Raw genomic sequence first — 12,907 nt, forward strand, 5'->3', positions numbered from 1 at the left:
AACCAGGGCGAATAGCGTTACACTTCGCCCTTTGATTTATGCTCCGGAGTAGCTATGTCTTTCAGTTGTCCTCTTTGCCACGCGCCCCTGACTCGCTCAGAAATAAGTTACACCTGCCCGAAGGGACATCAGTTTGACATGGCGAAAGAAGGCTACGTGAATCTTCTGCCGGTGCAACATAAGCGCTCCCGAGACCCAGGGGACAGCGCCGAAATGATGCAGGCGCGTCGCGCGTTTCTGGATGCCGGGCACTATCTGCCTTTGCGGGAAACTGTCGCGCAGATGCTGGATGACTCTCTGGGAGAGTCATCATCGGCCATACTGGATATTGGCTGTGGGGAAGGGTACTACACTGCGAGATTTGCCGAAGTTGCTCGTAAGAGAGGCACTCTGACATTTGGTTTGGACGTGTCGAAAGTGGCGATCCGCGCAGCGGCAAAACGTTACGCGGACGTGACGTTCTGCGTGGCATCCAGCCACCGTCTGCCGTTTGACGATGCCAGCATGGACGCTGTTATCCGCATTTACGCGCCCTGCAAGGCGGAAGAGCTGGCTCGCGTGGTGAAGCCGGGCGGATGGGTAGTCACCGTGACGCCGGGCCCGCGTCATCTGATGGAGCTGAAAGGGCTGATCTACGACGAAGTGCGTCTGCATGCGCCTCATTCTGAACAACTGGCAGGTTTTAGCCTGAAGCAGGAGCAAAGCGTGGCGTATGAAATGACGCTGAAAGGGGAAGAGGCCACCGCGTTGCTGCAGATGACGCCGTTTGCGTGGCGGGCAAAATCGGAAGTGTGGGAAACGTTAACTGCACAATCATCATTTCACTGCCAGACGGATTTCAGTATCCACTTCTGGCAGCGCGAAGATTAACCCGCGAAATGTGCCCAGAGTATCTGGGCTCCGATGCCAATTAACACAATCCCACCCAGAATCTCGGCGCGTTTACCCAGCAGCGGGCCGATAAACCGACCGACCATCATTCCCAGTGTGGACATAATTAGCGTTGCACAACCAATAGCCAGCGCGGTGGCGATTATATTAACCTGCAAAAATGCCAGCCCGACCCCGACTGCCATCGCATCAAGGCTGGTAGCAATGGCTGTGGTAACCAGTAACCAGAAACCGTGGCGGTGTTGAGGCTCCTCATCTTCGTCGTCACTGCCGCGAAAACCTTCGATGACCATTCGGCCACCGAGGAACACCAGCAGCACGAACGCTATCCAGTGGTTCCATTCCAGCACGAACTGGCTGGCGAGCATACCAAGGCCCCAGCCGATAAGCGGTGTCAGCGTTTCAATCGTGCCAAAGATAAGACCGGTGCGTAATGCTTCAGAGAATTTTGGTTTGTGGAGCGTGGCACCTTTGCCAATGGAGGCGGCAAACGCGTCCATGGACATGCCGAAAGCAAGAAGGATGGTAGCGGAGATATTCATAACAGCGTCCAGACCGGGCGATATCCATATGACACATCACTGCCCCCAGTAAACAGCAGTTGATGTATCTATGGTCTCGCCTGATCACAACGCACATAAAGATGTGCAGAAAGCGATCCGTACGCGCCACGTTTTTCAACGAGTATGTTGACACGTACATTTCCTGAGAACAGGAAATCGGCTACTCCCCAACGACGGGCGCAACCTTAACATATTTTGAGAATATAAAACAACAATGGAGAGGCATTATTTCAAATGCTTGTTGATAACGATTTTCATTTTTATTTAAGAGTGAATGTATCGTTAAAAAATATAGGGAGAAAGAAAAAAAGTAATATAGCTTCGGCTATATTTATTGCGTAAAATACACACAAAATATAGCCAATGCTATATATCTAACTCATTGAGTTTTAACGAGTAATTTGTATATTTTTTCCAGGTCATCAATATTCTTAACACGAATAAGCAGGCGACGTTGTTCTAATTGCATCACCAGCACACCGTCTTCAGATAAATTCATCTCTTTAATACGGTTATATTCTATCCACACATTGGCAAAGAAAAATCCGCGGGATTTAAAAATGATTTTTGGCGTGCGGATCCAGAACAGATAAATCGCCATTAATGCCAGCGCACATAATAACCATGTGGTTAATATTGCACCATGGCTGGTGACGTTGTTGTAAATAAGGATGACGATGAGACCCGCGAAGATAAACGCATCTACGCGTCCGCGTCGCAGAAGGGGAAGGGAGAGCAGCGTCTCGCCGTGGCGGCGAGGCATGATGAACTCGTCATAGATCGCGTAAGCCAGAAGGGCAGCAATAAATAAAACCAATACGATGTCCGTGACAGTCATTCATCCTCCGGAGAACAGATAAAAAAACCGGGGGCAAGCCCCCGGCGTCTAACGTTATTGCCTTACAGGCCCAGCAGGCCGACAGCGTAACCCGCGATACCGATGATAAAGAAGCCAACGATGATCCACAGTGGGTTAACTTTCTTACGCAGCAACCACATGCAGGCGAAGGTTAACAGCAGCGGTACCAGACCAGGCATAAGCTGATCCAGGATAGTCTGCACGGTGGTGACACGGGTCTGACCATCCTGCCCGGTGATGGTGGAGACCACCAGCGGAATGTTCACATGTGTCCACTTGTTAACCAATGCCCCCATGACAAAGAGGCCGAGGATAGACGCCCCCTCAGTCAGTTTTTGCAGGAAGCCGCCGCCCATGTCCTTAACGATGTCCACCCCTTTACGGTAACCGTATGCCACCCCGTAGTAGCGGGTCAGCAGACGCACGGCGTTGAACAGGATGAAGAACAGCAGCGGGCCAAGCAGGCTGCCGCTCATCGCGATACCGGCACCCAGTGCCGCGAAGACCGGACGAACGGTACCCCAGAAAATAGGGTCACCGACGCCTGCCAGCGGGCCCATCAGACCGACTTTGATACCGTTGATGGCACCATCGTCAATCTCTGCGCCGTTCGCACGCTGCTCTTCCATCGCCAGCGTTACGCCCAGAACGGGAGCCGCCACATATGGATGGGTATTAAAGAATTCCAGGTGACGCTTAATTGCCTGCCGGCGCGCTTCGTTGTTTTCCGGATAAAGGCGTTTGATTGCCGGCACCATGGAGAAACAGAAGCCCAGCGCCTGCATACGTTCGAAGTTCCATGAACCCTGAAACAGGTTAGAACGGATGAACACGCCACGAATATCACCCGGAGTGAGTTTTTTCTCGGTGGTAGTTTTTGTCATATCAACCATTTCGCTCACCTGCTAGTCCAGTTCGTTATCGAGATCGTTATTACCAGCAGCCTGCACTGGGGCACCCGCAACGCGGTTGTATTTCGGGCTCAGCTGGATGTAGAGAATCGCCATCACTGCACCAATGACACCCAGCGCAACCAGGTTGAAGTTGGTGAAGGCAGCGGTCACGAAGCCGAGATAGAAGAACGGCATCAGGTAGCCTGCGCGCATCATGTTGATGACCATTGCGTAACCAACTACCACGATCATACCGCCCGCGATGTTCAGACCGCCGGTGACCACTTCTGGAATGGCGTTCAGCATGCTCTGCACTTCACTGGTACCGACAGAAATCGCGACGATAACCGCCGGAATAGCGATACGCATTGCCTGCAGGAACAGAGACGATACGTGGATCCAGGACAGCGCCGTGAGGTTGCCATTTTCGGCCGCCTTATCCGCTGCGTGCTGGAAAGCAACCGTGATGGTACGAACGATGATGGTCAGTACCTGGCCTGCTGCTGCCAGCGGGATCGCCAGGGCGATACCTGCACCAATACTCTGGTGACCGGCAATAACCAGAACGGTAGAAATGATTGAGGCCAATGCGGCATCAGGCGCAACCGCTGCACCAATGTTCATCCAGCCCAGGGCGATCATTTCAAGGGTACCACCGATGATGATACCGGTTTTCATGTCACCCAGAACGGCACCAATCAGCGTACAGGCCACCAGAGGACGGTGGAACTGAAATTCATCAAGTACGGATTCCATACCCGCAATACATGCGACGACGAACACCAGCACAATCTGAAGAGTGGTAATCTCCATTGCACTTCTCCTATTACATAAGCGTTATGTGAAAACCGGCGCGGGCTTATTTCCCAACTTTACCGATCAAATCCATCATTTTCAGTTTCTGATCCGTGGAAACCTTACGGGCTTCCAGCTCAATACCGCGGGCATTCAGTTTGTTAAATGCCTCGATATCTTTCGCATCAACCGAAATGGCGTTGTTGACCTGCGTTTTGCCCTGACGGAATGCCATACCCCCGATGTTCACGGAGGTGATTTTCACGCCGCCTTCAACAATGCGCTCAACGTCTGTCGGGTTAGTGAACAGTAGCATCACGCGTTCACCCGCATATTTCGGGTTGTTATAAACGCGGATCATCTTGGCGACATCCACCACGTGCGCGGTAACGCCAGGAGGAGCAACCTGAGTCAGAAGGGTTTTACGTACAGTATCGGCGGCAACCTCATCACTGACGACGATAATGCGTCGAACGTTGGTCTCTTTGGTCCAGCGCGTAGCGACCTGACCGTGGATTAAGCGGTCATCAATACGTGCAAGGCCAATAACCATGTAATCGTTCGGGCCCATCGGTTTTGCCGGTGCAGCAGCTTTTGGCGCTGCGACAGCCGGTGCGGGTTTCTCGACCGGTTGTGCTTTCAGCGCTTTCACGCCTTCGCGGCCAGTTTCAACGGCCAGTGCAACCAACTCATCGAAAGAGGGATTGTCGTCGCGCGCCATGAAGGTTTCCACCAGCATCGGGATATTCACCCCGGCGACAACTTCGTAGTGCTCTTTATCGACGACAATGCGGCTGGCAGCATTGAACGGACTGCCACCCCATGTATCAACGAGAAACAGCACGCCTTTGCTGGTATCCAGCTTCGCGAGTTGGGCATTGTACTTCTCAATCAGCGTCTCGGCATTTTCACCGGGAACGAAATCGATCCAGCCGACGTTTTCCTGCTCGCCCAACAGCATCTCTGCTGTTTTGAGTAGCTGCTCAGCAGCCCAACCATGTGTGCCTATGACAATAGCAATGGTCACTTGCTACCTCCTTTTATTATCATTAATACGCCTGACTGGCAGACGTACTGAGAATCGTATTGGCGAACCGAATCGATTCAGATAAGGGTTAGAGTTCAAAAAACTAAGACTTCCGCGAATTATTTTAGATAGTGAAAAAATAATTTATGTGATGAAGATCCGTAATTTAGCTTTCGCAATCGAGAAATTACTCGTCAAGAATTAAGTCTTATCGAATTTTTGCAAAGGAACGTAAATCTTTGCTAAACAGATATTGTCTCTGATATGTTTAGCCTCCGTTTAATTGTTCAGGAGTATAGGGCTACAGCCCACTATATGGACCGTCACCGACGTCAGTCATCTACCAGGCCATTTCGCGCCTATTTCACCGGCGATCCTCGCCACGTATCGACTCTGTCTGCCTCTGTTTTGCCCACATTGAGTGGGGCACCGTTTCGTCATTCCTTTAGCAGGAGCTTGTCATGGAATTCTTAATGGACCCGTCAATCTGGGTGGGATTGCTCACGCTGGTGGTGCTGGAGATTGTTCTCGGCATTGATAACCTGGTGTTTATCGCCATCCTTGCGGACAAACTGCCGCCAAAACAGCGTGATAAAGCGCGTCTGATCGGTCTGTCGCTGGCGCTGGTCATGCGCCTGGCACTGCTGTCCGTCATCTCGTGGATGGTGACGCTGACAAAACCGCTCTTTTCCGTCATGGATTTCACCTTCTCCGGCCGTGATTTGATCATGCTATTGGGGGGGATCTTCCTGCTGTTTAAAGCGACGACAGAGCTGCATGAGCGGCTGGAAAACCGTCAGCACGATGATGGACACGGTAAAGGCTATGCCAGCTTCTGGGTTGTCGTGATGCAGATCGTGGTGCTTGATGCGGTCTTCTCGCTGGATGCGGTGATCACTGCCGTCGGTATGGTGAACCATCTCCCGGTGATGATGGCGGCTGTTGTCATTGCGATGGCGGTTATGCTGCTGGCCTCGAAACCGCTGACGCGTTTCGTGAATCAGCATCCGACGGTAGTGGTACTGTGTCTGAGCTTCCTGCTGATGATTGGTCTGAGCCTGGTGGCGGAAGGCTTCGGTTTCCATATTCCGAAAGGCTACCTGTACGCAGCCATTGGCTTCTCAATTCTGATTGAGCTGTTTAACCAGATTGCACGCCGTAACTTTATTAAACAGCAGTCGAATCAGCCACTTCGCGCCCGTACTGCAGACGCCATTCTGCGTCTGATGGGGGGGCGTCGACAGGTCAACGTCCAGTCTGACTCCGAAAACCGTCACCCGGTTCCGGTCCCTGAAGGGGCGTTTGTAGAAGAAGAGCGCTACATGATTAACGGCGTACTCTCCCTGGCCTCGCGTTCACTGCGTGGGATCATGACCCCGCGCGGCGAAATCAGCTGGGTTGATGCTAACCTGAGCGTGGATGAAATTCGTCGGCAGTTGCTCTCGTCACCACACAGCCTGTTCCCGGTTTGCCGTGGTGAGCTGGATGAGATCATCGGTGTCGTCCGTGCGAAAGAGATGCTGGTGGCTCTGGAAGAGGGTGTCAACGTCGAAGCCATCGCCGCTGCTTCACCTGCGATTGTGGTGCCGGAAACGTTAGATCCAATCAACCTGCTGGGCGTGCTACGCCGTGCTCGCGGTAGCTTTGTGATCGTCACTAACGAATTTGGCGTAGTACAGGGGCTGGTGACGCCGCTGGACGTGCTTGAAGCGATCGCCGGTGAATTCCCGGATGCAGACGAAACACCTGAGATCGTGGCTGACGGCGAAGGCTGGCTGGTTAAAGGTACAACTGACCTGCATGCACTCTCGCACACCCTGGGGCTGGAAAACGTGGTCAACGATGAAGAAGACATTGCCACCGTGGCGGGGCTGGTCATCGCGGTTAACGGGCAAATCCCACGAGTGGGGGATGTTATCGAACTGCCGCCGTTGCACATTTCCATCGTTGAAGCTAACGACTATCGCGTTGATATGGTTCGTATTGTTAAAGAACACTCTGTCCACGATGAAGATGAGTAAGTCTGCTTAACGTAACGGCATTAAAGGCACGATGTGTCCGTTATGGTGTGCTGGCGGGGGGGCGCTTCCCGCCAGCCATTGCGGAAAATCTCGCAGTGGCATTGGCCGCGCATAGAAAAATCCTTGCAGTACAGGTACCCCATGACGGCGTAAATACCGCGCTTGTTCCTCTGTCTCGACCCCTTCAGCAACCAGTTCGATATTCAGCCGCTGACCCAGAGCAATAATGATATCTGTCACCGTTGAATTTACTGCATCAGTTCCAATTGCAGTGGTAAACGACTGATCAATCTTCAGAACGTCCGGGTGCAGTTTTTCAAGCCAGGAGAGGGAACTGTTCCCGGTGCCAAAATCGTCGATAGCGAGTTTCACCCCCTTACGATGGAGCTCACGCACAGTGCGATAATCCGCATCCAGCAACGCATCTCGTTCCGTTAATTCAATCACCAGTTGCTGGCGCGGGTGTGCGCTGAACCAGAAGTGGTTCAGATCCTGTATCAACGCAGCGCGACGGAAATGGCTGGCGGCGACGTTAATCCCAATGTGGAAACCGGCGCTGGAAGGAAAGTAACCTATCTGGCGCACCGTTTCGGCGATGACGTAACGGGTCAGGGGAACAATCAGGTTGTGTTCTTCTGCCAGAGGAATAAACACTTCCGGGGAGATCCATCCCTGACGGGGGTTATTCCAGCGCAGCAGGATCTCAACGCCAGAGCACTCCTGAGTACGGGCATTCACCAGCGGCTGACAGAAAAGCTCAAATTCCCGCGCCGCAATCCCCATATCAATCTCCCATGTGAAGCTCATCCGGTTTGCCGTAGCGAGCCAGGCGAGATATCCCAGCAACAGGCTCAGCATTAACCCCAGCGGCAACTGGGCTGGCAGGCTCTTTAAGGCGAGTTGTCCAGGACCCGGCCCGCTTACTGTAATGGAGAAAGGATTACGGATTGATGACTGCTGGAAAATAGCGCCATCTTCATCAAATGTCAGGCTATCAGTGACGCGTTGACCATAACGCAGGAAGCGATCGCCCACGGTCAGCGCCACGTCATCGATCAGCGGGCGCTGGGGTTCCAGTATCATTTTGGTGATCAGATCAATATTGATGATTTCAATAACGCCATCTTCACCGTCACCGGAAACAGGGTACCACTGGATCAAAATCGGGCTGCCCTTAAGCAGCCACTGGTCGGTCGATAAAATCAACTTCGTCGTATTGGCGGGTAATTCTTTCAGGAAATCACGAACCGGCACATTGCGGCTACCGAAAATACTGGAGCAATAGAGAATACCGTCTTTAATCAGGGCAATGGAGCGCACGGTCTGCAAAATGGCTGCCTGCTTTCGCAGAGCAAGGTGCACCTGAGGGCAGGGTTGACCCACCAGGGGCTGCAGCACCTTGCGACGGTTTTCTAAAGAAAGCAGAACGTTATCAAGGGAGCGAACGGTATGGCTGGTAAAATCGAGGATCCGCTGTTGGTTGACGTTCCGCTGCGAAATAAAGCGAATACCTAATGTCAGGATGAGCGTGAGGAGCGCGACCGTTACACAGACGATAACGCGTTTTCGGCGATAGTTTTTAATGATCGTTTGTGCTGTTTGCATGAACGGTCGCCTGATAAGCCACCAGCCACAAAAGCCGGACGCAACAGTACAAAGTGTAGTGGTGAAAGCAGAAGGAGACGAGAAACAGGAGGGAAATTCGCCCATCCGTTGCAGATGGGCGAAAGAGAGTATTAGTCGCACTGCACCTTAATAGCCAGGCCACCACGGGACGTTTCACGGTATTTCGCGTTCATGTCTTTGCCCGTTTCGTACATAGTTTCAATCACCTTATCCAGCGATACGCGAGGTTCACTGGTACGGCGCATTGCCATGCGCGAGGCGTTGATGGCTTTCACCGACGCAATTGCATTACGTTCGATACACGGCACCTGCACCTGACCTGCAACCGGGTCACAAGTCAGACCGAGGTTATGTTCCATACCGATTTCAGCCGCCACACAGACCTGCTCTGGGCTTGCTCCTAACAGCTCTGCCAGACCGGCTGCTGCCATAGAACAGGCCACACCTACTTCACCCTGACAACCGACTTCAGCGCCAGAAATGGAGGCGTTCATTTTGTACAGCGCACCGATGGCACCTGCCGCCAGGAAATAACGGATGTAGATGTCCGGGGTCACGGGTTCAATAAAGTGGTCGTAGTAAGCCAGTACCGCCGGAACGATGCCGCATGCGCCGTTGGTAGGCGCGGTCACGACGCGACCCCCTGCGGCGTTTTCTTCGTTAACCGCCAGGGCAAACATATTTACCCAGTCGACCACGTTCATCGGGTCGTTGGAGAACTTGTCCGTGGTCACCAGCATACGGCGCAGGGCAGAGGCACGACGCGGTACACGGAGTGGACCCGGCAGAACGCCTTCGGTGTTCATCCCGCGATCGATACAGGCGCGCATGGTTTGCCACACGTTCGCAAAATAGTCTTCAATCTCTTTTTTGCTGTGCAGTGCCAGTTCGTTCTGCATCACCATACCGGACAGTGAAAGACCGGTCTCTTTGCAGTAACCCAGCATTTCGGTAGCCGATTTGAACGGGTACGGTACGTTGACATCGCCGACGCTATCTTTGCCAAAATGCTCTTCATCGACGATAAAGCCCCCGCCGATGGAGTAGTAGGTTTTGCTGTAAATCTCTTTTTCGCCGTTCCAGGCGTGGATGGTCATGCCGTTTTCATGCAGCGGCAGGTTGTCGCTACGAAAACGCATGCCGTCATCCTGCGGGAAGTCGACTTCATGCTGGCCGTTAGCCAGCAGCAGGCGGCCACGTGTTTCCACGTCGCGGATGAATGCCGGGATGGCATCAATATCAACGGTATCTGGCATATTGCCAGCCAGACCCATAATAATGGCGATATCGGTGTGGTGGCCTTTACCCGTTAATGACAGTGAGCCGTAAACATCCACGGCGACACGGGTAACGCTTTCCAGTAATCCTTTTTCGACCAGATCATCGACGAACTGTTTACCGGCCTTCATCGGGCCAACAGTATGGGAAGACGAAGGACCAATTCCCACTTTGAACATGTCGAATATACTAATCACTTTCACACTCCTGACAGGGTTACCGGGGTTCCAGTAACGATGTTATAACTGCGCATAGTGTAAGAGGGAACACCGACCTCGGCTTAACTATTCACATGAATTAAACTAATGGTTAACGATGGGTTTTGCTAATAGCGCGACGCAGATCGCAAACCTGGCAGAAGAGGGCGGAATGTAAAGTATAGTCAAGGCTTCAGGCCGATTTGCAACGCCAGCTCACGAATAATGCCCGCCGTCATGCCCCAGACAAAATAATGCTGATACCAGGACAACCAGACCCGATGGTCATGCCCGCGACGCTGAATATCGAGCGGGTGATAACGACTTAGTCGAAGGGCTTCATCCAGCGGCATTTCAAACACCGCGGAAACTTCATCAACGCTGGCGTGATACTGCAGGCCCGGCGGGATAATGCCAACCACTGGCGTGACCTGAAACCCGGTGACACTGTCGACGGGCGGCAGCACGCCGATAACCTCCACCGCCTCTGGCGGAATGGCAACCTCTTCCTGCGCCTCCCGCAGCGCGGCGGCAATCAGCGAGGCGTCGGAACTGTCGACTGCGCCTCCTGGAAAGGCGACCTGACCCGCGTGCTTACGTAAATGGGGAGAACGCTGAGTGAGCAGCAGGCCAGGCTGCGCGCGACGCACGACCGGGATCAGTACGGCTGCCTGACGCTGATTAAGCGCTTCGCGGTTGACCTGCGGTCGTAATAGCTGAAAACGAGATAAAAAGTCATCCAGCGTCAGGTTCTCTTTTTCCACCCGTGATTACTCCAGTTGTTTCAGGATACGGTTAACTTTATCAAAGGTTTCCTGATATTCCGCATCGACCTGGCTATCGGCAACAATGCCGCCTCCGGCCGAACAGTAAAGATTTCCGTTGCAGGCCGTCAGCGTGCGGATCGTGATGCTGGTATCCAGCGTGCCACAGAGGCTGATATAGCCAATGCTACCGCACCAGGCGTTGCGGCGGTGCGGTTCCAGTTCGTCGATGATTTCCATGGCGCGAATTTTTGGCGCGCCGGTGATGGATCCGCCAGGAAACGCGGCGCGGAGCAGATCGCAGGCGGTGCGAGAAGTGGGCAGACGCGCGGTAATGGTACTGACCAGATGATGCACCGCCGGGAAAGGTTCGACGACAAACAGTTCCGGCACGCGTACGCTGCCCGGAACGGCCACCCGGCCTATATCATTACGCATGAGATCAACAATCATCAGGTTTTCGGCGCGGTCCTTCGGTGAGGTGGCCAGTTTTTCTGCCTGCTGACGATCGGCGTCGGGATCGGTAAGACGCGGCAATGTGCCTTTAATCGGACGGGTTTGAATCGTCCCTTCTGCCAGATGAATAAAGCGCTCAGGCGACAAGCTGAGTATTGCCCCCTGTTTCAGGCGAATAAACGCGCTGAACGGTGCCCGGTTAGTGGCATTGAGGCGGGTAAATGCCTGCCACTCATCGCCTTCATAAGTCGCCTGGAAACGCTGGGCAAGGTTAACCTGGTAGCAGTCACCGCTTTGCAGATACGCCTGAACGCACGAGAATTTTTCGGCATATTCCGCGGCGCTCATATTTGAGCGCCACCCGGAGGTCAGTGTGAACGTCTGTACCGGGGCAGCTTGCTGCGCCTCAAGCCACGCCAGGCGCGCCTGCACGTCACGATGGCTCAGCAGGGAAACCGTTTTTTTCTGGTGATCAACAATTAACGCCCAGTCATACAGCCCCACGGCCATGTCTGGCAGGGAAATATCAGCCTGCGCATGTTCAGGTAGCGTTTCGAACCGACGACCCAGATCGTAGCCAAACAGACCCAGCGCGCCGCCCTGAAAAGGGAGGTCCGGGTTCGGTGTGGCAGATAAGCCCAGCGCGTCAATTTCTTGCTGAAGCAGCATCAGCGGATCGTCGGTTAACGACATGTCATCGGTTGTCAGCGTCTTGACGGGGTCGGCTACCATAATATCGAAGCGGCTGTACGGGTGATCCGCATATCCGGAGTGCAGCAGCATCGCAAACGGAAGATGGCTCAAACGAGCAAACCAGAATTCAGCGGCGTCCGTACGCCAGGGCAGGGTAATAACAGTGGGGAAGCGCATGTTCATGTGTGGCATACTACCGGGCAGCGTGAAATAATTAGCGCCAATAATTTAGCAGGAGTTGACGATGTTTGCAGGTTTACCTTCTCTGAGCCATGAACAGCAGCAGAAAGCGGTTGAGCGAATTCAGGAGTTAATGTCCCAGGGGATGAGCAGCGGGCAGGCGATTGCCCAGGTGGCGGAGGAACTGCGCGCCACCCATACCGGCGAGCGGATCGTGGCGCGTTTTGAGGATGAAGATGAAGAATAACCGGCTTACACTGCCGCGATAATCTTAATCTCAACCTTGTATTCCGGTTTCATCAGCGTGGCCTGTACGGTGCAGCGTACAGGCGCGTGACCCGCCACAACCCACGCATCCCAGGCTTTGTTCATCGCCGCAAAATCGTCTTTGTTTGCCAGGAAAATCGTCGCATCCAGAATGCGGGATTTGTCGCTGCCCTGTTTTTCCAGCACCGCGTCAATCTGCGCCAGGGTGTTTGCCGTTTGCTCGAACGCATCTGCGTCCAGGTTAGCCGGTACGCCGGTGTAGTAGAGCGTCTGGTTATGGATCACCACATCAGACCAGCGGGCTTCGGCATCAATGCGCACAATTGTCATAAACGTTTCCTCGTTATTTTTCGTCATCAGGCGGCAAGACTGCCATATTGTTCCGCTGTCGTCACTA

At 53.4% G+C, this 12,907-nt stretch carries 14 protein-coding genes; 4 read left to right on the forward strand and 10 right to left on the reverse strand.

Translation table 11 applies throughout. The features are described from left to right. Positions 1-54 precede the first annotated feature (54 nt). Complete coding sequence (gene rlmA / locus WB237_RS03555; RefSeq protein ID WP_336210369.1) at positions 55-870, forward strand: 23S rRNA (guanine(745)-N(1))-methyltransferase; 816 nt, start codon at positions 55-57, stop codon at positions 868-870. Here rlmA and mntP read toward each other — a convergent pair. The 5 genes from mntP to manX form a co-directional block, all read right to left on the reverse strand. Continuing rightward, the gene (gene mntP / locus WB237_RS03560) at positions 867-1,433 is read right to left on the reverse strand and encodes a manganese efflux pump MntP (protein WP_336210371.1); all 567 of its coding nucleotides are present in this window, start codon (positions 1,431-1,433) and stop codon (positions 867-869) included. The genes rlmA and mntP overlap by 4 nt on opposite strands. A 400-nt stretch (positions 1,434-1,833) precedes the next feature. Continuing rightward, entirely contained in the window at positions 1,834-2,292 is a 459-nt protein-coding gene (locus WB237_RS03565) for a DUF986 family protein (RefSeq protein WP_336210374.1), read from the reverse strand. A 62-nt stretch (positions 2,293-2,354) separates the two neighbouring features. After that, a complete protein-coding gene (locus WB237_RS03570; RefSeq protein ID WP_028018668.1) occupies positions 2,355-3,206 on the reverse strand; it encodes a PTS mannose transporter subunit IID in 852 nt (283 codons plus the stop codon). A gap of 12 nt (positions 3,207-3,218) precedes the next feature. After that, positions 3,219-4,019 (reverse strand): PTS mannose/fructose/sorbose transporter subunit IIC, encoded by an 801-nt coding sequence (locus tag WB237_RS03575; RefSeq protein WP_028018669.1) that lies wholly within the window; start codon positions 4,017-4,019, stop codon positions 3,219-3,221. 46 nt (positions 4,020-4,065) lie between these two features. Then, the gene (gene manX, locus WB237_RS03580) at positions 4,066-5,028 is read right to left on the reverse strand and encodes a PTS mannose transporter subunit IIAB (protein ID WP_028018670.1); all 963 of its coding nucleotides are present in this window, start codon (positions 5,026-5,028) and stop codon (positions 4,066-4,068) included. A gap of 315 nt (positions 5,029-5,343) precedes the next feature. On the opposite strand from manX, the gene WB237_RS23010 reads away from it, so the two are divergent. Continuing rightward, positions 5,344-5,502, forward strand: coding sequence for a protein YoaL (locus WB237_RS23010; RefSeq protein WP_410493429.1), 159 nt, complete (start codon positions 5,344-5,346; stop codon positions 5,500-5,502). After that, a complete protein-coding gene (gene yoaE, locus WB237_RS03585; RefSeq protein ID WP_028018671.1) occupies positions 5,490-7,049 on the forward strand; it encodes a CNNM family cation transport protein YoaE in 1,560 nt (519 codons plus the stop codon). The genes WB237_RS23010 and yoaE overlap by 13 nt, the downstream gene beginning before the upstream one ends. A gap of 6 nt (positions 7,050-7,055) precedes the next feature. Here the strand turns inward: yoaE and WB237_RS03590 are convergent, their stop codons facing one another. The 4 genes from WB237_RS03590 to pabB form a co-directional block, all read right to left on the reverse strand. Beyond that, a complete protein-coding gene (locus WB237_RS03590; protein WP_336210381.1) occupies positions 7,056-8,654 on the reverse strand; it encodes a cyclic diguanylate phosphodiesterase in 1,599 nt (532 codons plus the stop codon). Positions 8,655-8,785: 131 nt separating this feature from the next. Further along, positions 8,786-10,150, reverse strand: coding sequence for an L-serine ammonia-lyase (gene sdaA, locus WB237_RS03595; RefSeq protein WP_028018673.1), 1,365 nt, complete (start codon positions 10,148-10,150; stop codon positions 8,786-8,788). Positions 10,151-10,335: 185 nt separating this feature from the next. Beyond that, positions 10,336-10,914, reverse strand: a complete 579-nt coding sequence (locus tag WB237_RS03600) for a CoA pyrophosphatase (RefSeq protein ID WP_047652298.1) — start codon at positions 10,912-10,914, stop codon at positions 10,336-10,338. Positions 10,915-10,920: 6 nt separating this feature from the next. Continuing rightward, a complete protein-coding gene (gene pabB / locus WB237_RS03605; protein ID WP_336210385.1) occupies positions 10,921-12,246 on the reverse strand; it encodes an aminodeoxychorismate synthase component 1 in 1,326 nt (441 codons plus the stop codon). 61 nt (positions 12,247-12,307) lie between these two features. Between pabB and WB237_RS03610 the strand changes: the two genes are divergently transcribed. After that, positions 12,308-12,490, forward strand: a complete 183-nt coding sequence (locus WB237_RS03610; protein WP_010432696.1) for a YoaH family protein — start codon at positions 12,308-12,310, stop codon at positions 12,488-12,490. 5 nt (positions 12,491-12,495) lie between these two features. On the opposite strand, the gene WB237_RS03615 is transcribed toward WB237_RS03610, so the two are convergent. Next, positions 12,496-12,840: a RidA family protein gene (locus WB237_RS03615; RefSeq protein WP_008500498.1), complete on the reverse strand. Its 345-nt coding sequence runs from the start codon at positions 12,838-12,840 to the stop codon at positions 12,496-12,498. Positions 12,841-12,907 lie beyond the last annotated feature (67 nt).

Source organism: Enterobacter sp. P82 (assembly GCF_037053385.1).
GTDB lineage: Bacteria > Pseudomonadota > Gammaproteobacteria > Enterobacterales > Enterobacteriaceae > Enterobacter.